The following is a 20,667-nucleotide window of genomic DNA, read 5'->3' on the forward strand; positions in this document are numbered from 1 at the left end:
GACAAGGCCTTCGAGGAGCTGCGCACGCGCGTCTTCAACCTCGAATACTCGAAATACCTCGACGAGATCGCCTCGAAACGCAAGACCATGGTCTCGACGGGTGACCGCTCGGCCAAGATCCGAACCTACAACTATCCCCAGGGCCGGATCACCGACCACCGCATCAACTACACGATCTACAACCTGGCGGCCTTCATGGACGGCGACATCCAGGACTGCATCGACCACCTGATCGTGGCCGAGAACGCCGAACGTCTGAAGGAGAGCGAACTCTAAAGACAATATCCGGCGCCGGAACAACGTTTTATACAGAAATTTCCTGTTCCGCATGATGAAACGAACGATCACAGGGCTCCTTGGCGGAGTGTTTCTCCTCCTTTTCCTTTCGGCACACGCCGCAGCGCCGAAACCCGAACCGTTGTATATCGTCAACGGGAAGGTCGTGGAGCAGATCCGCACGATCCCGCCCGAAGAGATCGAACACGTCGAGATGCTGCCGGCCGACGAACAGACCATCGCCCGCTACGGCGAACGGGCCATGCACGGCGTGATGCTCATCACGTTGCGTTACGACGAGCCGGCCCGCTTTCAGGCCGACACCACCTTCGGAAGCTACATCGCCCGACAGGTGCGCTGGGACGATGACGAACCGGTCGCACGGGTCGTCCTGCGCTATACCATCACACCGGAGGGGACGATCCGCATCGACGACACCCTGGAATCGACCGACAACCGCCTCAAACGCCGGGTCGTGAAGGCCGTCGAAGAGGCGCCGCGCTGGCTGCCGGCCCAAAAGGACGGCAAGGCCATCGCCAGCCAGGGCATTCTGAGCATTCAGCTCCCCGAAGGGCGTCCGATGCCCCGGCGCGTGGAGCTGGTCTACCGTTAACAAGAACAAAGGAGACGGGCCGAAACCAACAGGACCGGACACAACATAAGACGAGGAGACAAGGGTCCAGAAACCCATGTCGAAACGCGAGCGAACCGAGAGTAAAGACTGGAAGAGCCAGAAAAAGGGCAAGGAGAGACCTGAAGAAAAACTCCGACACCCACACCCGCATTTCATGAATTCATCACCTCAAAAAACCGGAAACGTATGAAAACCAACTCCCTCAAGGCGTGGATCGTCGCCATACGGCCCTACAGTCTCGGCAATGCCGTCATTCTGATCCTCGTGGGTTCAGCGCTGGCCTGGACCGACGGTTCGTTCCACACGCTGCCGGCCGTGCTGTGCCTGGCCTTCGCCCTGTTGATGCAGTGCACGGCCAATCTGGTCAACGACCTCTGGGACTTCCTCAAGGGGGCCGACCAGCCCGACCGGCTGGGCCCCGACCGCGCCTTCGCCAAGGGTTTCATCACCCTGCGCGCCATGAAGGCCGGCATCATCGGCTTCACACTGGCCTCGGCAGCCGCCGGAATCGGCATCCTCGCCTGGGCGCTGCATCACGACATGCTCGCCTGGGGCGGCTGGGAACTGGTGGCCGTCGGCGCCGCCTGCGTCCTCTTCGCCTACTTCTACACCGCTGGGCCATGGCCCCTGGCCTATCACGGACTGGGAGACGTGGCCGTCATCCTCTTCTTCGGACTCGTCCCCGTGAGTTTCACCTACTATGTGCTGACCGGCACGTGGACGTGGGAGGTCATCGTCACGGCGCTGGCCTGCGGACTGGTAATCGACACCATGCTGATGATCAATAATTTCCGCGACCGAGAGGAGGATGCCCGCTGTCAGAAGCGCACGATTGTCGTGGCGTTGGGCACGCGGTTCGGCAGCTGGAGCTACTTCTTGCTGGGCACCGCGGCCGTCGCACTCTGCCTGACACTGCTGGCCGGAGGCCGCCCATGGGCGGCCCTGCTGCCGCTGATCTATCTGGCGGGGCACGTGGCCACGTGGCGCAAGATGGTCCGCATCGACCACGGCGACCAGTTGAACGTCTGCCTCGGAGAGACGGCCCGCAACATCATGCTCTTCGGAGCGCTGCTTACCGTCGGAATCCTCCTCGGATGAGGATGACGCAAAAACATGAATGAATCCCGACATATTACCCTGAGCGAGCTGCAGCGCCGCGTGAAGGCGGCCCTCGAGGGGCAGTTTGCGCTGCCTCTGTGGGTGAGTGCCGAAATCTCCGACCTGAAGGTCAACTACTCGGGCCACTGCTATCTGGAACTGGTCGAAAAGGGTGGCGAAAACGGCGTCCCCACGGCCCAGGCCCGCGCCGTCATCTGGCGTTCGCAATACCCGCGCGTGACCGCCTACTTCGAGGCCGAAACCGGACAGCGGCTCGCTCCCGGACTGAAGATCCTCGCCAAGGTGCTGGTCACGTACCACGAGCTGTACGGCTTCTCGCTGCAGATCACGGAGATCGACCCCTCGTTCACGCTGGGCGATCTGGAGCGTCAGCGCCAGCAGACCATCGCGCAGCTGCAGCAGGACGGCGTCTGGGAGATGAACCGCGAAGTGGCGATGCCCGTCGTCGTACAGCGCGTAGCCATCGTCTCGAGCGCCAACGCCGCCGGCTATCAGGACTTCTGCAAGGAGCTCGCGAAGAGCCCCTACCGCTTTGAAACGCACCTCTTCGACGCCTTCATGCAGGGCGAAGCCGCCGAGCAGTCGATCATCGACGCGCTGTGCCGCGTGGCCGACCGCCTGGAGGAGTTCGATGCCGTGGTGATCATCCGCGGCGGAGGCTCGCGCAGCGACCTGAACTGCTTCAACGCCTACCGCCTCTGCTCCTATGTGGCGCAGTTTCCGCTGCCGGTCGTCACCGGTATCGGCCACGACAAGGATACGAGTGTCGCCGACATGGTGGCCCATACGGCGCTGAAGACCCCGACGGCCGTCGCCGGATGGCTCGTCGAGCGGATGTCGGGGATTGAGGGGTGGCTCGACAACGCCGCCCTGCAGCTGCACGACGGCGTGCTGCGGCTGACCCGCGCACAGCAACTGCGGCTCGAGGAGATGGCGGGTGATCTGCGCCATCTGCCGGTGGGGCTCATCCGCCAGCGCCGGCTGGAGCTGGAGGGCCGCAGCGAGGCTTTCCGGCAGGCCGTCGGGGCCTTCATCCGCCAGGAGCAGCAGCGCATAGTCACCTCGGCGGAGCTTATCGAGAGTCGCTCGCCGAAGCGCATCCTCCGCATGGGATTTGCCGTGGTGAGGGGGCAGGGGCGGGCCGTCCGGTCGATTGTCGAAGTGACAGCCGGGCAGCGAATGGAGGTCGAGGTGGCCGACGGTCGTTTTACGGTCGAGGCGCTCGCGGAGTCCGAAGCGGATCCCGACAAGGAGTAGAAAACAAGCGACCGGGAAAAAGCAGCCGGCAGAAACGGAAATTCAGTCTGCGGCCGCAGGAACCAACCGAACGACACAAAACTCAGAAGCCGGGAATCCGGCACCAACGATATGGCAAAAAAACAACAGGAGGAACCGAGTTACACGGAGGCCATTGCCGAGATCGAACGCATTCTCGGCCGCTTCCGCAGCGAAGAGATGGACGTGGACAGTCTGGCCGCCGAGGTCAAGCGTGCCACGGAGTTGATCGCCCTGTGCAAGGCGCGTCTGCACAAGGCCGAAGAGGAGGTGAACAAAATCCTCGAGGCATGAAACGGCTGATCCGCTGGGCGCTGAACCACATCCCGCGCCCCGTACTGCAACGCATGGCGTCGTGGGCCGTGCCCGTCGTGGGGCTCTTCTACCGGGGACGCGGCGTGGAGTGTCCACTCTGCGGGTCGAAATTCCGCCGCTTCCTCCCCTACGGCTACGTCACTTCGCGGGCGAATGCCCTCTGCCCGCGGTGCCTCTCGCTCGAACGTCACCGCCTGCTGTGGCTCTACCTGACGCGCGAGACCGATCTGCTGACCGCCTTCCCGCGCACGCTGCACATCGCCCCCGAGGTCTGCATCATGCGCCACCTGAAGCCCCACTTCGCCGATCATCCCGGACAGTACGTCACGGCCGATCTCGAGAGCCCGCTGGCCGACCTGCACTTCGACGTGCAGCAGATCCCGCTGGCCGACAACTCGGTGGAGGTCGTCCTCTGCAACCACATCCTCGAACATGTGGCCGATGACCGCAAGGCGCTGCGCGAACTGCACCGCATCCTGAAGCCCGGCGGCTGGGGCATTCTCCTTTCGCCCGTCGACCGCGACTACGAGCACACTTACGAGGACGACTCGATCACCGATCCCGACGAGCGCACGCGCATCTTCGGGCAGTACGACCACCGCCGCATCTACGGCCAGGATTATGTCGAGCGGCTGCGCGAGGCAGGATTCGAAGCGGCCGACATCGACTACGCCGCATCGCTCACCGACGAGGAGCGACGTTGTTACGCGCTGCCCGACGACCACATCTACGTGGTCTACAAGCACTGACCCGGAGGCGAGGTCAGGAGCGTCGCGCCACGAGACAAAGACACCCCTTCGGATGGCGATGTTCGGTAACGTGGCTAAATCCCGCTTCGAAAAGTTGCCGCGTCAGGGTCGCCGCTGAATAAATAGTCATGCTACCGACCCGACGGGCCCATTTGATCCACCGGAGATCGTCGGGATCACCGGCTTCACAGACAATCAGGAAATAACCTCCGGAGCGCAAGACGCGCGCCACTTCGGTGAAGGTCCGTTGAAGGTCGTGCCAGAAATAGACCGTCTCGAAGGCAACGGCAGCATCGAACATCCCTGTCGCACAAGGGAAACGCTCGGCCGAACCCTGCTCAACAAAACATCGTACACCTTGTTCACGGCGGTTCCGACGCCGCGAGAACGCCACGCTTTCCGGCGAAAGATCCACTCCGAAAGCGATCTCTTCGGGACAAAGTTCGAGAATCCATGTCAGAACGGCCCCTCCCCCGCAGCCGATATCAAGGACCTTCCACAAGCTCTGCCACGGCAGGAAAGAAAGCCCCCAACGGTAGAGCGGAGCATGCCCGTGATTCATGGCACGCAGCATGAAACGTCCCCAAAAACCCTCCGGGAAGCGAGTATGCCGCAAAAGCCTGTCAAAAAAAAGGACCGTGCCCCATAGAATAAAAACGCCGTGAAAAATATCAGTAGAGGTAGAAGACAATGCCGATGAAGTGGCAGACAACCGCCAGATTGATCAGCAGATGCCATACCATGTGGTGGTAGCGGAACCCCTTGCGGGCGTAGAACCACGCCCCCACGGTATAGAACACTCCGCCGGCGGCAATCAACCACAACAGCTGCACGGAAGCATGACGGATGAAGAGCGGCAGAAAAAAGACGATCGTCCACCCCATCACCAGATAGATCGTCAGGCTCACGGCCGGGATCGACCGCCGCGACAGCGACTTGTAGAAAACCCCGAAAAGCACCATCACCCACTGCAGCACTGCAATCAGAATCCCCTGCCAGCCCCCGATCACCGACAGCGCAATGGGCGTATAGCTCCCGGCAATGGCCACGTAGATGAAGATGTGGTCCAGGATGTGGAAAACCTCCTTGTGTCGCGACGCCGGATGCATCGCGTGGTAGAGCGTCGAGGCCAGAAACATCAGAAAGATCGAGATCACGAAAACCGACACGCTCACCGATGCCACAACCCCGTCGGGATCATGCACATAGGCCCATACCGCCGCAAAGGGCAACGACACGAGTGTCAGCATCGCCATCACGCCGTGGGTCACCGTATTGGCCACCTCTTCCCCCAAAGTCGGGACATAAAGCCTTTTTTTTGCCTTCATCACTCAACCATTAGATTCAACGTGTCAAATTTATAATTTTTTTTCATATCTTTGCCATCAAGGTTATCAGGTCAGGTTAAAGAGACTCGAAAATGGACTTTTCACGCTACGAAAATCTCTGCACCCTGGTGCGGACCAACTTCTCGGAACAGACCCAGCGTCTGGTCGACGAAGCGCTCGAGTATGCCGAGTCCAAACTCGACGGCCTGACCCGCTACGACGGCTCGCCCCTCATCGGACATGGCGTCGCCGTGGCCCAGATCGTCATCTCCGAGATCGGCCTCGGACGGAATTCGACCCTCTCGTCGATCCTGCACGACGTGGTGCGCATCGCACACAAGCAGCTCCCCGACGAGGAGTTCCTCGCCCTGACCCGCGACATCCAGAGCCGATTCGGCGACCAGGTCGTCGGAATCACCATGGGGCTGGCCAACATCTCGGAACTCAAACTGAAGGTCGCCAAGGAGCAGGCCGACAACTTCCGCGATCTGATCGTCAGCTACTCCGAAGATCCCCGCGTGATCCTCATCAAGCTGGCCGACCGCCTTGAGGTGATGCGCTCGCTCGGGATCTTCCCCCGCGAAAAGTGGCGCAAAAAGAGCTGGGAGTCGATGAACCTCTACGCACAGATCGCCCACAAGCTGGGTCTCTACTCGATCAAGAGCGAACTGGAGGACATCGCCCTCAAATACCTCGAACCGAAGGGCTACGAACACATCGTCAACAAACTCGAGGAGAGTGCCGACGAGCGCAAGGCCTTCATCGCCCGCTTCATCGTGCCGATCGAGCAGCGACTCAACCGCCTCGGCATCAAGTACCACATCAAGAGCCGCACCAAGTCGATCTTCTCGATCTGGAACAAGATGCAGAAGCAGCACGTGCCGTTCGAGGGTGTCTACGACATCTTCGCCATCCGCATCATCATCGACTGCCCGCGCGAACAGGAGAAACCCCTCTGCTGGACCGTCTACTCGATCGTCACGGACTTCTATACGCCCAACCCCAACCGCATGCGCGATTGGATCTCGATCCCCAAGTCGAACGGCTACGAGTCGCTGCACACCACCGTCTCGGCCGAAGGCCGCTGGGTCGAGGTACAGATCCGCACCGAACGCATGGACGAGGTCGCCGAACGCGGTATCGCCGCACACTGGCGCTACAAGGGGGTCGGCCAGGGGGCCCAGACCAGCGAAATGTGGCTCAGCCGTCTGCGCGAGCTGATGGAGGATACCACCCACTCGCTGGCACAACGCTTCGACGCCAAGCCCGCCTCGGGCGAGATCTTCGTCTTCACGCCCAACGGCGACCTGCGCAAACTGCCCGAAGGGGCCACGCTGCTCGACTTCGCCTTCGACATCCATACGTCGCTCGGCTCGACGTGCGTCGGCGGCAAGGTCAACAACCGCGCCGTCTCGATCCGCGAACCGCTCCACAACGGCGATATCGTCGAGATCCAGACCCAGAAGAACCAGACCCCGAAATCCGACTGGCTCTCGTTCGTGGTCACCTCGAAGGCCCGCAACAAGATCAAGTCCTTCCTGCGCGAGGAGCAGGCCAAACATACGCGCATGGGCCGCGAAGAGCTCGAGCGAAAACTCAAGAACTGGAAACTCCCGATCTCGATCGACGAGGCGGTGGCCTATCTGGCCCGCCACTTCCGGCTGCGGCTCGGCACGGAGGTCTACGGGCTGATCGCCACCCAGAAGCTCGACTTCGCAACCATTAAGGAACTCTTGTCGCGCCACCTCTCGGGCGAGGCCGAGGAGGAGCGCCGCGCCGCGGCCGCCGAGGTCGAACGCCAGAAGGCCGCACAGCACGCCGCTCAGGAAAAATCCCCCCAGCAGCAGGATGCCCTGGTCATCGACGACGACCTGTCGAAAATCCAGTACAAGCTGGCCAAGTGCTGTAACCCGATCAAGGGCGACGAGATCTTCGGCTTCGTGACGATCAACTCCGGCATCACGATCCACCGCTGCGACTGCCCCAATGCCAAGCGCATGCGCGAAAACTACCCCTATCGGGTGGTCGAAGCCCGCTGGCGACAGTCGGCCGAGGGAGCCTTCCGCGTCTCGATCCGCATCGTCGCGGCCGACACCACCGGTATGGCCAACCACATCACCGAGGTGATCATCCGCGATCTGAAACTCAACATCCGATCCATCAACTTCGCCGCGGCCGGCAACGGTTGCATCGCCGGTACGGTCTCGGTCGAGGTGCCCGGTACGGGGGTCGTCGATACGCTGATCCATCAGATCCTGCGAATCAAGGGGGTTCAGCGAGCCTACCGCGTCAACTGATCCCCCGCCTCCGATCGAAACTCCTTTCGAAACCTTTTTTCATTTTTATCCACCTTACGATAAATGAATAACAACTCAATCAGCGTCGTATTTGCCGACTCGTCGCATGCGCACTACGCTCCGCGTATCTGCCAGCTGATCTACGAGTCCGCCTTGCAGCGGGGAACGGGTATCGCCAAGCGATCACCCGAATACATCGCAGCAAAAATGACCGGTGGCAAAGCCGTCGTGGCGCTGGACGGTGAAAAACTGGTCGGGTTCAGCTACATCGAGTGCTGGGGCCATGGCGATTTCGTCGCCACCTCGGGACTGATCGTCGCCCCCGAGTACCGACACATGGGACTCGCGGAGCAGATCAAACGACGAACCTTCGAGCTGGCCCGACGACGATTCCCGTACGCGAAGTTATTCAGTATCACCACGTCGCTGCCAGTCATGAAACTGAACTCACGCATGGGATACGTCCCCGTGACCTTCTCCGAACTCACCGAAGACGAGGAGTTCTGGAAGGGTTGCGAGGGGTGCTGCAACTACGACATCCTCCAGCGAAACAACCGCCGGATGTGTCTCTGCACCGGAATGCTCTACGACCCGGCCAAGGAGCCGCCCAAAAAGCAGTCCCGCCTGGTCCCCTATGTCATGTTCCTGAAGAACAAGTTCAAAAAGATCTTTCACCTGAAGTAAAACCGAAAAAAGCAACGATCATGGATAACAAGAAGAAAAAAGTAGTGCTGGCTTTCAGCGGAGGTCTCGATACCTCGTTCTGCGCCAAATACCTCTCCGAAGAGAAGGGTTACGATGTCTACACGGCCATCGCCAATACGGGCGGTTTCTCGAAGGAGGAGCTCGCTCGCATCGAAAAACGCGCCATGGAGCTCGGTGCCGTCAAGCACGCCACGCTCGACATCGAGCAGGAGTACTACGAAAAGAGCATCCGATACATGGTCTTCGGCAATATCCTCCGCAACGGAACCTACCCCATCTCGGTGAGCTCGGAGCGTATCTTCCAGGCCATCGCCATCATCGAATACGCCAAGCAGATCGGCGCCGATGCCGTGGCCCACGGTTCGACGGGCGCCGGCAACGACCAGGTGCGCTTCGACCTGACGTTCCAGATCCTCGCCCCCGGCATCGAGATCATCACCCCGACACGTGACATGACCCTCACGCGCGAATACGAGATCGACTACCTGCGCAAGCACGGCATCACGGCCGACTACAAGAAGATGGAGTACTCGATCAACAAGGGGTTGTGGGGCACCTCGATCGGCGGCAAGGAGACCCTCCATTCGGAGCAGACCCTGCCCGAAGAGGCCTACCCGAGCCAGATCACGGCCCAGGGTGAGGAGCATCTGAAACTCTCGTTCGAAAAGGGCGAACTCTCGGCCGTCAACGGCAAACCCTACGCCGACAAGGTCGAGGCCATCCGCGCCGTGGAGGCCATCGGTTCGAAGTTCGGCATCGGCCGCGACATGCACATCGGCGACACGATCATCGGCATCAAGGGCCGTGTGGGCTTTGAGGCCGCCGCGCCGATGCTCATCATCGCCGCCCACAAGATGCTCGAAAAGCACACGCTCACCAAGTGGCAGATCTACTGGAAGGATCAGGTGGCCACGTGGTACGGCATGTTCCTCCACGAGGCGCAGTATCTCGAACCCGTCATGCGCGACATCGAGGCGATGCTCGTCTCCTCGCAGCGCAACGTCACGGGTACCGTCGAGCTGATCCTCCGCCCGCGGAACTACACGCTCGTGGGCGTCGATTCGACCTACGATCTGATGAAGACCGACTTCGGCGAGTACGGCGAGGTCAACAAGGCCTGGACGGCCGACGACGTGAAGGGTTTCACGAAGGTCCTCGGCAATCCGATCAAGATCTACTACAACGTCCAGAAACGCAACGAAAAGACCGAAAAATGATCCGCGTCGGTATCATCGGAGGCGCCGGCTACACGGCCGGTGAGCTGATCCGTCTGCTGATCAACCACCCGCAGGCGGAGATCCGCTTCGTCCACAGTTCGTCCAACGCCGGGAACCTCCTCACGGAGGTCCACGGCGGGCTGGAGGGCGAGACCCGCATGCGCTTCTGCGCGGAGTATGACCTGAGGGAGGTCGACGTCGTCTTCCTCTGCTCGGCTCACGGTCAGAGCCGCACGTGGCTCGCGGAGCAGAAACTCCCCGAAGAGCTGCGGCTGATCGACCTGGCGCAGGACTTCCGCGACGAATCGGAGGGATTCGTCTACGGATTGCCGGAGATGAACCGCGAGCGGATCCGTCAGGCCCGCCGCGTCGCCAATCCAGGCTGTTTCGCCACGGCCATCCAACTGGCACTGCTGCCGCTGGCTGCCGCAGGTCTGCTCCGGGACGAGATCCACGTGACCGCCATTACGGGCTCGACCGGTGCCGGCGTGAAACCCTCGGCCACGACCCACTTCAGCTGGCGGGCCTCGAACCTCTCGGTCTACAAGGCCTTCACGCATCAACACCTGAAGGAGATCGGACGCAATCTGCAGCTGCTGGAGCCCTCATTCAACAGCGAGATCAACTTCGTGCCGATGCGCGGCGACTTTACGCGCGGCATTCTGGCCAGCGTCTACACCTCCTGTCCGCTCGACGAGGCCGAAGCCCGGCAACTCTATGCCGACTGCTATGCCACGGCCGCCTTCACCCACGCCGTAGAGCACGATGTCGACCTCAAACAGGTCGTCAACACCAACAAGGCCCTCGTGCAGGTGGCCAAGCACGGCTCGAAACTGCATGCCGTCTCGGTCGTCGACAACCTGCTGAAGGGTGCCTCGGGACAGGCCGTGCAGAACATGAACCTCATGTTCGGGCTCGACGAGCGCGAAGGATTGCGTCTGAAGGCCAGCGCCTTCTAACGAGGGGAGAGGCACGAAGCCGGGAGCATAAGCCGAACGTCTGCGTGGGGATCCGGAGGATCCGAAGCGAGGTAACGGCCCGGGCGACACGGCCGAATGGCACAACAGGGTAACACGGCCGGGCGACACGGCCCCGGACAACACGACCCCGGGCGGCACGACCGCTCCCGAAAACGAAAACAACAGAACTTTCATCATGGAACTATTCAACGTATATTCACTCTATCCGATCGAGCCGGTGCGGGGCAAGGGGTGCTTCGTCTACGACGAGCAGGGTGCCGAATACCTCGACCTCTACGGCGGTCATGCCGTCATCTCGATCGGCCACGCACAGCCCGACTACGTCAAGGCCGTCTCGGAGCAGGTCGGCCGGCTGGGCTTCTACTCCAACTCGGTGCAGAACTCGCTGCAGGTCGAACTCGCCCACCGGCTGGGCCGCGTCTCGGGATATGACGACTACCGGCTCTTCCTCTGCAACTCGGGCGCCGAGGCCAACGAAAACGCCCTGAAGCTCGCCTCGTTCCATACGGGCCGCAGCAAGGTGCTGGCCATCGAGCGGGCCTTCCACGGCCGCACGTCGGGCGCCGTAGCCGTGACGGACAACCCGGCCATCTCGTCGCCCTTCAACCGCACGCCCAACGTGGAGTTCACCCCGCTGAACGACCTCGAGACGGCCCGCGCGAAGCTCTCGACCCGGGAGTTCGCCGCCGTGATCGTCGAGGGCATCCAGGGCGTCTCGGGCATCCACTGCCCGACGGACGACTTCCTGCGCGGACTGCGCGAAGCGGCCTCCGAGACCGGCACGCAGCTCATTCTGGACGAAATCCAGTCGGGATACGGCCGCACGGGGCGCTTCTTCGCCCACCAGCAGGCCGGCATCCGCCCCGACCTGATCACCACGGCCAAGGGAATGGCCAACGGTTTCCCGATCGGAGGCGTGCTGATCGCCCCCCACTTCGAGGCGCGCCCCGGCATGCTGGGAACCACCTTCGGAGGCAACCATCTGGCCTGCGCGGCGGCCATCGCCGTACTGAAGGTGATCGAACGCGACGGTCTGGTCGAGAATGCCGCCCGGGTGGGGCAATACCTGCTCGACGAACTCCACGCCATGAAGGAGCTGAAGGAGGTCCGCGGACGCGGTCTGATGATCGGCATCGAGATCGACGGCTCGGGGTCGGAACTCCGCAAGCGGCTGCTCTTCGAGAAGCACATCTTCACGGGCGGAGCCGGCGCTTCGGTCGTGCGGCTGCTGCCGGCGCTGTGCCTCACGCGTGAGCTGGCCGACCGCTTTCTCGAGGCCTTCCGCGAGATGATGCAGAACCGATAACCGGCGAAAGGCCGGCAGGACGGGGCTCCGATTGACGACGAACCCCGCAACCCAACCGCTGAAATCCGGCTGAAGATCCGGAGCTCAGACCGCTACCCGGCCCGCCCGACGGTCGCACCGGGTTCCCGAAAACCCGCAACAAAAATGAGTCGGGAGAAGCTCGACACTCCTCCCGCCGCCGATTCCCGGCTGAGGGGACCGGCGTTACAGGAAAAGCAATCGATGAGATGAAAAAATTCACTTGTGTACAGGATATCGGCGATCTGAAACAAGCCCTCGCCGAGGCATTCGAAATCAAACGAAACCGCTTCCAGTTCACCGGACTGGGCCGCAACCGCACGCTGCTGATGCTCTTCTTCAACTCGAGCCTCCGCACGCGCCTCTCGACCCAGAAGGCCGCCATGAATCTGGGCATGAACGTCATGGTCCTCGACGTCAACCAGGGAGCCTGGAAACTCGAAACCGAACGCGGCGTGGTGATGGACGGCGACAAGGCCGAACACCTGCTCGAAGCCATTCCGGTCATGGGCTCCTACTGCGACGTGATCGGCGTGAGGTCGTTCGCCCGCTTCCAGAACAAGGCCGAGGATTACGAGGAGCGTGTCCTGGAGCAGTTTATCCGCTACTCGGGCCGCCCGGTCTTCTCGATGGAGGCCGCCACGCGCCACCCGCTGCAGAGCTTCGCCGATCTGATCACCATCGAGGAGTACAAGCAGACCGAACGCCCGAAGGTCGTCATGACCTGGGCTCCCCACCCCAACGCCCTGCCGCAAGCCGTGCCCAACTCCTTCGCCGAGTGGATGAACGCTGCCGGTTACGACTTCGTCATCACCCACCCCGAAGGCTATGAACTCGATCCGAAATTCGTCGGCTCGGCCCGCGTCGAGTATGACCAGCGCAAGGCCCTCGAGGGTGCCGACTTCGTCTACGCCAAGAGCTGGGCCGCCTATGCCGATCCGAACTACGGCAAGGTCCTCTCACGCGACCGCTCGTGGACGGTCGACTCGGAGAAGATGGCTCTGACGAACAACGCCTACTTCATGCACTGCCTGCCCGTGCGGCGCAACATGATCGTCACGGACGAAGTGATCGAATCGCCGCGCTCGCTGGTGATCCCCGAGGCCGCCAACCGCGAAATCTCGGCCCAGGTGGTGCTGAAACGTCTGCTGGAGGGGCTGCAATGAAATCGGTCACGGTCATGAAGATCGGGGGCAACGTCATCGACAACCCCGAAGCTTTGAAGCGTTTTCTCCGCGAGTTCGCCGCCGTCGAAGGGGCCAAGATGCTGGTCCACGGCGGCGGGAAACTGGCCACGCGTCTTGCCGAACGCCTCGAACTGAAGGTGCAGATGGTCGACGGACGCCGCATTACGGACAAGGGCACGCTCGACGTGGTGACGATGGTCTATGCCGGGTTGATCAACAAACAGATCGTCGCCGGGCTGCAGGCCGTCGGATGCAACGCCATCGGGTTGTCCGGAGCCGACGGAAACGTCGTGACGGCCCGCCGCCGCAACCCCGAACCGATCGACTACGGCTTCGTAGGCGACATCGAACGGGTCGACTCCGAACTGCTCGGACGGCTGCTGGATGGGGGGCTGGTGCCCGTCTTCTCGGCCATCATGCACGACGGGCACGGCACGCTGCTCAACTGCAACGCCGACAGCGTCGCTTCGGCCGTAGCTCTCGGTGCCGCACGCCTGGCACCGGTCGATCTGGTCTACTGCTTCGAGAAGGCCGGCGTGCTGCGCGATCCGGAGGACGAACGTTCGGTCATTCCCGAAATCACGGCCGAAAGTTTCGCGGCACTCAAGGCCGACGGGACGATCAGCAAGGGGATGATCCCCAAGGTGGAGAATGCCCTGAAGGCCGTCAGCCAGGGGGTGCACAGCGTCACGATCCGCAGCTCGACCCACCTCGCGGACGGCATCGGAACCGTCATCCGCTAAACTTTGGGTCCCGTCCCTGTAAGTCCCGACAAATCTCAAAAATAGCATGAAGCCGAAAACCAAGGAAGCCGTCGAACTGCTGCAGGCGTTGATCGCAACGCCCTCCACGTCGCGTGACGAGGCCCGCACGGGCGATCTGCTCTTCGCCTTTCTGGCGGACCACGGAGCTGCCCCCGAACGACTCTACAACAGCGTCTGGGCCCGCGCCGAGGGGTTCGACCCCCGACGCCCCACGCTGCTGCTGAACTCGCACCACGACACGGTGCGACCGGCCGCCTCCTACACGCGCGATCCCTATGCGCCGACCCTTGAAGAGGGGCGGCTCTACGGGCTGGGAAGCAACGACGCCGGAGCCTCGGTCGTCTCGCTGGCCGAGACCTTCCTCACGTTCCGCACGCGCCGGCTGCCCTTCAACCTCGTTGTGGCCCTCTCGGCCGAGGAGGAGTGCATGGGCGAACACGGCATGCGGGCCCTGCTGCCGGTCCTCGGACCGATCGACATGGCGCTGGTCGGCGAACCCACCGGCATGCAGGCCGCCACGGGTGAACGCGGGCTGGTCGTCCTGGACTGCACGGCCCACGGCCGCAGCGGACATGCCGCCCGCGGCGAAGGAATCAATGCCCTCTACATTGCGATGGACGACATCGCCCGGCTGCGCACGTTCCGTTTCGAGCGCGAATCGCAGCTGCTCGGCCCCGTCGGCATCGCCGTGACGCAGATCGAGGCCGGCACGCAGCACAACGTCGTTCCGGACACGTGCCGCTTCGTCGTCGACGTGCGTACGACCGACGCCTACTCGAACGAGGAGGTCGTCGAACAGCTCCGCGCCGTGCTGCACTCCGACGTCGTACCGCGCTCGACGCGCATCCGCGCCGCCGCCGTGGGCGACGACCACCCGCTGGTCCGCGCCGCACGGGCCGTCGGACGGCAGACCTTTGTCTCGCCCACAACCTCCGACCGCACGCTGATGCCCTTCCCGTCGCTCAAGATGGGACCCGGCGAGTCGGCCCGATCCCACTCGGCCGACGAATTCGTCCTCGTCGCGGAGGTCGACGAGGCCATCACCATCTACGAACAATACATCGAACAATTAGCCAAACTGTACGCATGAGCAGCACCAAACTTTGGGACAAGGGTTTCGAACCCGACAAGATGATCGAAGAGTACACCGTCGGCAACGACCGCGAACTGGACCTCCAGCTGGCCCGTTACGACGTACAGGGGTCACTGGCCCACATCGCCATGCTCGAAAAGATCGGGCTCCTCACGGCCGACGAGCTCCGCACGCTGACGGCCGGTCTGCAGGAGATCGCCGCCGAGATCGAGGCCGGACGCTTCGCCATCGAACCCGACACGGAGGATGTCCACTCGCAGGTCGAGCTGATGCTGACCCGCCGGCTGGGCGACGTCGGCAAGAAGATCCACTCGGGACGTTCGCGCAACGACCAGGTGCTGGTCGATCTGAAACTCTTCCTGCGCGATGAACTGCGCCAGATCGCCGACGCCGTGCGCACGGTCTTCGACCGCCTGCAGGAGCAGAGCGAGCGTTACCGCGACGTGCTGATGCCCGGATACACCCATCTGCAGATCGCCATGCCCTCGTCGTTCGGATTGTGGTTCGGCGCCTATGCCGAGACGCTCGTCGACGACATGCGGCTGCTCACGGCCGCCTGGCACATCGCCAACCAGAATCCGCTCGGTTCGGCCGCCGGATACGGTTCGTCATTTCCCCTCGACCGCACGATGACCACCCGTCTGCTCCACTTCGAGACGCTCCACTACAACGTCGTCGCCGCCCAGATGAGCCGCGGAAAGAGCGAACGTGCCGCCGCTGCGGCCATCGCCGCCGTGGCCGCCACCATCGGACGGCTGGCCATGGATGCCTGCCTCTTCATGAGTCAGAACTTCGGATTCATCTCGCTGCCCGACGAGTTGACGACCGGTTCGAGCATCATGCCCCACAAGAAGAATCCCGACGTCTTCGAGATCATGCGCGGCCGCTGCAACCGCCTGCAGTCGCTGCCCAACGAGATCGCCCTGCTGACCACCAATCTCCCGGTCGGCTACCACCGCGATCTGCAGCTGATGAAGGACATTCTCTTCCCGGCCATCGGGGAGATCAAGCGCACGCTCCGGATGTGCGACTTCATGCTGGCCCACGTGCGGGTCAACGACCACATCCTCGACGACAGCCGCTACGACTACCTCTTCACGGTGGAGGATGTCAACCGGCTGGTGCTGCAGGGCGTGCCCTTCCGTGAAGCCTACCGTCAGGTGGGCATGGCCGTCCAGCGCGGCGAGTACCGTCCCACGCGCGAGGTACACCACACCCACGAGGGGAGCATCGGAAATCTCTGCACCGCAGAAATCCGCCGCAAGATGGAGGCCGTCATGCGCGAATTCGAGACTCCGGGCATGGAATGACCCAAGTGATTCCAGCGAAAAAGAGGCCTCCGACAAAGTGTCGGAGGCCTCTTTTTCGCTGCGCAGTCCGCAACCCCTACTTGATGCGCTCGTAGTATTCGCGCGTACGGGTGTCAACGCGGATCTTGTCGCCCGTGTTGATGAACAACGGCACGCGGATCGTGGCACCCGTGTTCACCGTCGCCGGCTTGAGCGAGTTCGTCGACGCCGTATCGCCCTTCACTCCCGGCTCCGTATAGGTCACCTCCATGTCGACGATCGGCGGGAGCTCGGCCGAAAGAACCGTCTCCTTCTCCGTGTGGAACATCACCTCGACGATCTGGCCGTCGGCCATCAGGTCGTAGTTGTTGATCAGGTTCTTGTCGATGATGATCTCCTCGAAGGTCTCCGTGTGCATGAAGTGCATGCCCAGGTCATCCTCGTAGGTAAACTGGTACGGACGACGCTCGACACGCACCGGCTCGATGCGGGCGCCGGCCGAGAAGGTGTTGTCCAGCACACGGCCGTTCTCCAGGTTCTTGAGTTTCGTACGTACGAAAGCCGGGCCCTTGCCGGGTTTCACATGCTGGAAATCGACAATCTGGAACGTCTTGCCGTCCAGCTCGATGCACATGCCGATCTTGATATCTGCGGTTGTTGCCATAGGTATTGTATTTTTTAAGTGTTTTTGCGTCGATGGATCTTGCGGCCCCAAAGGTACACAAAATATCCCGAAATTCCTAATCCCGGCCGGACAGGCCTCCGCGGAGGCAGAATCGCCAACCCGACAGCCCGCATCCGCCCCTCATGCCGCTCGGCTACAACTCGATCGCCTTGCAGCGAAGACCCAGCTGGCGGATCTTCTCCAGCGTCCGCGGAAGAGCGTAGCGCATGTTGCGGAAGGCCTTCTCGCTGTCGTGGAAGACGACGATCGCACCGGGGGCCAGATACTTCGTCACGTTCTTCAGACACGTGCGCGGCGAGAGCTGCCGGTTGTAGTCGCGCGAGATGATGTCCCACATCACCAGCTTGTAGCGCTGCCCCAGCAGGCGCGCCTGCGCCGGCGTGATCTGCGCGTAGGGCGGGCGGAAGAGCTCCGTATGCAGCAGATCGTTGGCAAAGTCGACATCCTCCGTATAGCGCTCGAGGCTCATGCCCCACCCCTTCTGATGCGAATAGGTATGATTGCCGATCTTGTGTCCGGCATCCAGAATCCGCTGGTAAAGGTCGGGGTACATCTCCACGTTCTTGCCCAGCACGAAGAAGGTCGCCTTGGCATCGTACTTCTCCAGCGTCGAGAGAATCCACTCGGTGATGCCCGGCGTGGGGCCGTCGTCGAAGGTCAGAAAGACCCCGTCCGGGTCGTTGATCTCCCAGATCAGGTCCGGCATCAGACGCCGGATGATTTTTGGCGGTTTCAAGCGCATACGTCCGCAAAAATAATCATTTTCCGTGCCTTTTGGAAAAATAGTTGTATATTTGTGGATGTTCAGTTCATTGCAATCGATTATGAAACGCTTTTTTCAGGGAATGGGGATCGTCATGATCCTGTTGACGATGGTGGGATGTGACGCCTTCAATACGTTGAGCAAGAAAAAGGCTGCCCAGGGCCGCCCCTACGAACTCATCGTCGTATGCCCTCAGATGGAGTGGAACGGAGAGCTCGGCGACTCGCTGAGAGCCATCTTCACCGCACCGGTACCCTACCTGAACCAGGACGAACCCCTGTTCGACGTGCTGCGCGTCACCGAACGCGGTTTCAAGGACATGATTGCCGACCACCGCAACATCCTCAAGGTGGTCATCGACCCTGCGCTCCAGGAGGCCTCGGCCGCCGTGGAGTATGACGTCACCTCCGAACCCCAGATCGTCATCACGCTCCAGGGCCCCGATGACAACGCCGTGGTCGGATACCTCTCCAAAAACCGCAACAACCTGCTGCACGTCCTCGAACAGGCCGAACGCGACCGGGACGTCAACTCCTATACCTCGTTCAACAACCCCGGCATCGAAGCCGCCGTCCGCAAACTCTTCGGCATGGAGATCCGCGTCCCGAAGGGCTACGTGCTGGCCAAGCAGACCGACGACTTCCTCTGGGCCCGTTACGAATACCCCACCGCCAGCCAGGGCTTCTTCATCTACGCCTACCCCTACGAAGGTCCCGAATCGCTCACGCCCGAGGCGCTCGTCAAGGCCCGCAACGAATTTGCGGCGCTGATCCCCGGACCCTCCGACGGCTCCTACATGACCACTTCGGACGCCTTCGCCCCGGATTTCCGCATGTTCCGGCTCGAGGGTCGGCTCTGGTGTGAAATGCGAGGCTTTTGGGATGTCTACGGCGACTTCATGGGCGGTCCGTTCGTCAGCTACACCACCGTCGACACCAAGACCAACCGCGTCATCACCCTCGACGGCTACGTCTACGCGCCGGATCTGAACAAACCCCGCAAGCGCAACTACATCCGCGGCATCGAGCACCTGCTCTACACGATCCAGTTCCCCGACGCCGCCACGCAGAAATAAAACGCTGTGACGAAAGCCGGAAGACCCTTGCCGGAAACCCCGGATGAACCGCTCCGACGCCCCAGACCGGAGCTGCGGAACACGGCGCAAACCGACGAACAACGAAGAGATCCGGCAAACGGTCCGGCCGGATATGCAACGTACGTCAGACGGAACGTACGTAGGATGGAAAGTACATGCCGCAGATCCTGACATACCTCTTCATCGCGCTCTATTCGGTCACGATCCTCAGCGTCATTCTGGTCATCATCACCGACAACCGGAACCCGCTGAAGACCCTGCCGTGGGTCATCGTGCTCCTCTTCGCACCCGTAGTCGGTCTGGTCTTCTACTTCTTCTTCGGGCAGAACCTCTCCAAACAGCGCATCATCTCCCGCCGGACCCGCAAACGCATCTCCATGCGGCTGATCGAGGCCCAGGATCCCTCGCGGCCCGAGATTCCCGAACACTGGCAGCCCCTCGCCCACCTGCTCAAGAGCACCATTCACGCCGTGCCGCTCTACGGAAGCCGCATCACCCCCTACACCGACGGTGCCTCCAAAATGGAGGCCCTGCTCGATGAAATAGCCCGCGCACGCCACCATATCCACCTCCAGTACTACATCCTCTGCAACGATCGGACCGGAAGCCGGCTGTGCGACGCCCTGCGCGCCAAGGCCCGCGAAGGGGTTCAGGTCCGCATCCTCTACGACGACGTCGGCAGCAGCAGCGTCAAGAAATCCTTCTTCGCGTCGCTCCGCCGCGACGGAATCGAGGTTCGCGCCTTCCTCCACGTCCGCTTCCCGCGCTTCACCAGCAAGATCAACTACCGCAACCACCGCAAAATCGCCGTCATCGACGGCCGCGTGGGATTCATCGGCGGCATGAACATCGCCGACCGATACGTCTACGGCACCGACTGGGGCATCTGGCGCGACACCCACTTCCGCATCGAGGGAAACGGCGTGGCCGGACTCCAGGCCTCGTTCCTGAGCGACTGGTCGGCCACCACCAAACAGCGCATCACCGGAGCCGAGTACTACCCGCCGACCCGGCACTTCACCCGCGACGTGCTGCAGATCGTCCCCAGCGGCCCCTTCGGCAAGTGGCGCACGCTGCTCCAGGCCGACAGTTACGCCGTCACCCGGGCCTGCCACCGCATCTGGATCCAGACCCCCTACTACCTCCCCTCCGAGGTGCTGAACTCCGCCCTGCAGACCGCCGCACTGGCCGGAATCGACGTACGGCTGATGCTCCCGGCACGCTCCGATTCGCGCGTGGTCGACCTCGCCTCGCACTCCTATCTGGACGACATGATGAAGGCCGGAGTGAAGATTCTCTTCTACACCCCGGGATTTCTCCATTCCAAACTCCTGATTGTCGACGACGACCTGACGGTGATCGGCTCCGCGAACATGGATTTCCGCAGTTTCGAGCACAACTTCGAGGTCAACGCCTTCCTTTACGACGCCGAATTCACGGCCCGCATGGCCGCCATCTTCGACCACGACGCCTCGAACTCCCATCCGCTGACTCCGGCCGAATGGTTCAACCGCCCGCGGCCGCGGCGGTGGGCCGAATCGCTCATGCGCCTCTTCTCGCCGCTGCTCTGA

20 protein-coding genes and 1 pseudogene are annotated in these 20,667 nt (G+C 62.0%); 17 read left to right on the forward strand and 4 right to left on the reverse strand.

The annotated features are described in order from the left end of the window. From PUQ42_RS04095 to PUQ42_RS04120, 6 genes and pseudogenes are all read left to right on the forward strand, one after another. A pseudogene (locus PUQ42_RS04095) lies at nt 1-276 on the forward strand (peptide chain release factor 1); the annotation flags it as partial. A 55-nt stretch (nt 277-331) separates the two neighbouring features. After that, a complete protein-coding gene (locus PUQ42_RS04100) occupies nt 332-889 on the forward strand; it encodes a TonB-dependent receptor (protein WP_232009134.1) in 558 nt (185 codons plus the stop codon). Between the two features lie 207 nt (nt 890-1,096). Next, complete coding sequence (gene menA, locus PUQ42_RS04105; protein WP_273371232.1) at nt 1,097-2,008, forward strand: 1,4-dihydroxy-2-naphthoate octaprenyltransferase; 912 nt, start codon at nt 1,097-1,099, stop codon at nt 2,006-2,008. 15 nt (nt 2,009-2,023) lie between these two features. Next, nucleotides 2,024-3,286: an exodeoxyribonuclease VII large subunit gene (xseA, locus tag PUQ42_RS04110; RefSeq protein ID WP_273371235.1), complete on the forward strand. Its 1,263-nt coding sequence runs from the start codon at nt 2,024-2,026 to the stop codon at nt 3,284-3,286. A 111-nt stretch (nt 3,287-3,397) separates the two neighbouring features. Further along, a complete protein-coding gene (gene xseB / locus PUQ42_RS04115) occupies nt 3,398-3,598 on the forward strand; it encodes an exodeoxyribonuclease VII small subunit (RefSeq protein WP_087309755.1) in 201 nt (66 codons plus the stop codon). Continuing rightward, the gene (locus PUQ42_RS04120) at nt 3,595-4,368 is read left to right on the forward strand and encodes a class I SAM-dependent methyltransferase (RefSeq protein WP_273371238.1); all 774 of its coding nucleotides are present in this window, start codon (nt 3,595-3,597) and stop codon (nt 4,366-4,368) included. Before xseB ends, PUQ42_RS04120 begins: the two co-directional genes overlap by 4 nt. A gap of 13 nt (nt 4,369-4,381) precedes the next feature. Here the strand turns inward: PUQ42_RS04120 and PUQ42_RS04125 are convergent, their stop codons facing one another. Then, entirely contained in the window at nt 4,382-5,080 is a 699-nt protein-coding gene (locus tag PUQ42_RS04125; protein WP_273371241.1) for a class I SAM-dependent methyltransferase, read from the reverse strand. Continuing rightward, nucleotides 5,040-5,696, reverse strand: a complete 657-nt coding sequence (gene trhA / locus PUQ42_RS04130) for a PAQR family membrane homeostasis protein TrhA (RefSeq protein WP_122120143.1) — start codon at nt 5,694-5,696, stop codon at nt 5,040-5,042. Before trhA ends, PUQ42_RS04125 begins: the two co-directional genes overlap by 41 nt. Before the next feature lie 92 nt (nt 5,697-5,788). Here trhA and PUQ42_RS04135 point away from each other — a divergent pair, with 92 nt between their 5' ends. From PUQ42_RS04135 to argH, 9 genes are all read left to right on the forward strand, one after another. Beyond that, the gene (locus PUQ42_RS04135) at nt 5,789-7,993 is read left to right on the forward strand and encodes a RelA/SpoT family protein (RefSeq protein WP_273371244.1); all 2,205 of its coding nucleotides are present in this window, start codon (nt 5,789-5,791) and stop codon (nt 7,991-7,993) included. Nucleotides 7,994-8,056: 63 nt separating this feature from the next. Then, the gene (locus PUQ42_RS04140; protein ID WP_273371247.1) at nt 8,057-8,677 is read left to right on the forward strand and encodes a GNAT family N-acetyltransferase; all 621 of its coding nucleotides are present in this window, start codon (nt 8,057-8,059) and stop codon (nt 8,675-8,677) included. 20 nt (nt 8,678-8,697) lie between these two features. Continuing rightward, nucleotides 8,698-9,915: an argininosuccinate synthase gene (gene argG / locus PUQ42_RS04145; protein ID WP_087309745.1), complete on the forward strand. Its 1,218-nt coding sequence runs from the start codon at nt 8,698-8,700 to the stop codon at nt 9,913-9,915. Then, nucleotides 9,912-10,874, forward strand: coding sequence for an N-acetyl-gamma-glutamyl-phosphate reductase (gene argC, locus PUQ42_RS04150; protein ID WP_122120140.1), 963 nt, complete (start codon nt 9,912-9,914; stop codon nt 10,872-10,874). Before argG ends, argC begins: the two co-directional genes overlap by 4 nt. Before the next feature lie 196 nt (nt 10,875-11,070). Beyond that, the gene (locus PUQ42_RS04155; RefSeq protein ID WP_273371250.1) at nt 11,071-12,201 is read left to right on the forward strand and encodes an aspartate aminotransferase family protein; all 1,131 of its coding nucleotides are present in this window, start codon (nt 11,071-11,073) and stop codon (nt 12,199-12,201) included. A gap of 227 nt (nt 12,202-12,428) precedes the next feature. Further along, the gene (locus PUQ42_RS04160; RefSeq protein ID WP_087309738.1) at nt 12,429-13,385 is read left to right on the forward strand and encodes an N-acetylornithine carbamoyltransferase; all 957 of its coding nucleotides are present in this window, start codon (nt 12,429-12,431) and stop codon (nt 13,383-13,385) included. After that, a complete protein-coding gene (gene argB / locus PUQ42_RS04165) occupies nt 13,382-14,149 on the forward strand; it encodes an acetylglutamate kinase (protein ID WP_273371252.1) in 768 nt (255 codons plus the stop codon). The genes PUQ42_RS04160 and argB overlap by 4 nt, the downstream gene beginning before the upstream one ends. Nucleotides 14,150-14,195: 46 nt before the next feature. Beyond that, nucleotides 14,196-15,260 (forward strand): M20 family metallo-hydrolase, encoded by a 1,065-nt coding sequence (locus PUQ42_RS04170; protein ID WP_273371255.1) that lies wholly within the window; start codon nt 14,196-14,198, stop codon nt 15,258-15,260. Next, nucleotides 15,257-16,573 (forward strand): argininosuccinate lyase, encoded by a 1,317-nt coding sequence (gene argH / locus PUQ42_RS04175; RefSeq protein ID WP_273371256.1) that lies wholly within the window; start codon nt 15,257-15,259, stop codon nt 16,571-16,573. Before PUQ42_RS04170 ends, argH begins: the two co-directional genes overlap by 4 nt. A gap of 76 nt (nt 16,574-16,649) precedes the next feature. On the opposite strand, the gene efp is transcribed toward argH, so the two are convergent. Both efp and PUQ42_RS04185 read right to left on the reverse strand, forming a co-directional pair. Further along, nucleotides 16,650-17,216, reverse strand: a complete 567-nt coding sequence (gene efp, locus PUQ42_RS04180) for an elongation factor P (protein WP_087309726.1) — start codon at nt 17,214-17,216, stop codon at nt 16,650-16,652. A 154-nt stretch (nt 17,217-17,370) separates the two neighbouring features. Further along, the gene (locus tag PUQ42_RS04185; RefSeq protein WP_087309813.1) at nt 17,371-17,943 is read right to left on the reverse strand and encodes a polysaccharide deacetylase family protein; all 573 of its coding nucleotides are present in this window, start codon (nt 17,941-17,943) and stop codon (nt 17,371-17,373) included. Nucleotides 17,944-18,061: 118 nt separating this feature from the next. Between PUQ42_RS04185 and PUQ42_RS04190 the strand changes: the two genes are divergently transcribed. Then, on the forward strand, nt 18,062-19,075 hold the full coding sequence (locus PUQ42_RS04190) for a DUF4837 family protein (protein ID WP_273371260.1): 1,014 nt from the start codon (nt 18,062-18,064) through the stop codon (nt 19,073-19,075). Between the two features lie 176 nt (nt 19,076-19,251). After that, complete coding sequence (gene cls, locus PUQ42_RS04195; RefSeq protein ID WP_273371262.1) at nt 19,252-20,667, forward strand: cardiolipin synthase; 1,416 nt, start codon at nt 19,252-19,254, stop codon at nt 20,665-20,667.

Source organism: Alistipes megaguti (assembly GCF_944320325.1).
Taxonomy (GTDB): Bacteria; Bacteroidota; Bacteroidia; order Bacteroidales; family Rikenellaceae; genus Alistipes; species Alistipes megaguti.

Excerpts from the sequence above, each read along its gene's own strand:
- PUQ42_RS04140 (WP_273371247.1), top strand. The coding sequence starts at position 8,057 with ATGAATAACAACTCAATCAGCGTCGTATTTGCCGACTCGTCGCATGCG.
- argH (WP_273371256.1), top strand. The coding sequence starts at position 15,257 with ATGAGCAGCACCAAACTTTGGGACAAGGGTTTCGAACCCGACAAGATG.
- PUQ42_RS04190 (WP_273371260.1), top strand. The coding sequence starts at position 18,062 with ATGAAACGCTTTTTTCAGGGAATGGGGATCGTCATGATCCTGTTGACG.
- argB (WP_273371252.1), top strand. The coding sequence starts at position 13,382 with ATGAAATCGGTCACGGTCATGAAGATCGGGGGCAACGTCATCGACAAC.
- cls (WP_273371262.1), top strand. The coding sequence starts at position 19,252 with ATGCCGCAGATCCTGACATACCTCTTCATCGCGCTCTATTCGGTCACG.
- PUQ42_RS04100 (WP_232009134.1), top strand. The coding sequence starts at position 332 with ATGAAACGAACGATCACAGGGCTCCTTGGCGGAGTGTTTCTCCTCCTT.
- PUQ42_RS04160 (WP_087309738.1), top strand. The coding sequence starts at position 12,429 with ATGAAAAAATTCACTTGTGTACAGGATATCGGCGATCTGAAACAAGCC.
- PUQ42_RS04170 (WP_273371255.1), top strand. The coding sequence starts at position 14,196 with ATGAAGCCGAAAACCAAGGAAGCCGTCGAACTGCTGCAGGCGTTGATC.
- xseA (WP_273371235.1), top strand. The coding sequence starts at position 2,024 with ATGAATGAATCCCGACATATTACCCTGAGCGAGCTGCAGCGCCGCGTG.
- PUQ42_RS04120 (WP_273371238.1), top strand. The coding sequence starts at position 3,595 with ATGAAACGGCTGATCCGCTGGGCGCTGAACCACATCCCGCGCCCCGTA.
- trhA (WP_122120143.1), bottom strand. The coding sequence starts at position 5,696 with ATGAAGGCAAAAAAAAGGCTTTATGTCCCGACTTTGGGGGAAGAGGTG.
- efp (WP_087309726.1), bottom strand. The coding sequence starts at position 17,216 with ATGGCAACAACCGCAGATATCAAGATCGGCATGTGCATCGAGCTGGAC.
- argG (WP_087309745.1), top strand. The coding sequence starts at position 8,698 with ATGGATAACAAGAAGAAAAAAGTAGTGCTGGCTTTCAGCGGAGGTCTC.
- PUQ42_RS04185 (WP_087309813.1), bottom strand. The coding sequence starts at position 17,943 with ATGCCGGACCTGATCTGGGAGATCAACGACCCGGACGGGGTCTTTCTG.
- PUQ42_RS04135 (WP_273371244.1), top strand. The coding sequence starts at position 5,789 with ATGGACTTTTCACGCTACGAAAATCTCTGCACCCTGGTGCGGACCAAC.
- menA (WP_273371232.1), top strand. The coding sequence starts at position 1,097 with ATGAAAACCAACTCCCTCAAGGCGTGGATCGTCGCCATACGGCCCTAC.
- PUQ42_RS04155 (WP_273371250.1), top strand. The coding sequence starts at position 11,071 with ATGGAACTATTCAACGTATATTCACTCTATCCGATCGAGCCGGTGCGG.
- argC (WP_122120140.1), top strand. The coding sequence starts at position 9,912 with ATGATCCGCGTCGGTATCATCGGAGGCGCCGGCTACACGGCCGGTGAG.
- xseB (WP_087309755.1), top strand. The coding sequence starts at position 3,398 with ATGGCAAAAAAACAACAGGAGGAACCGAGTTACACGGAGGCCATTGCC.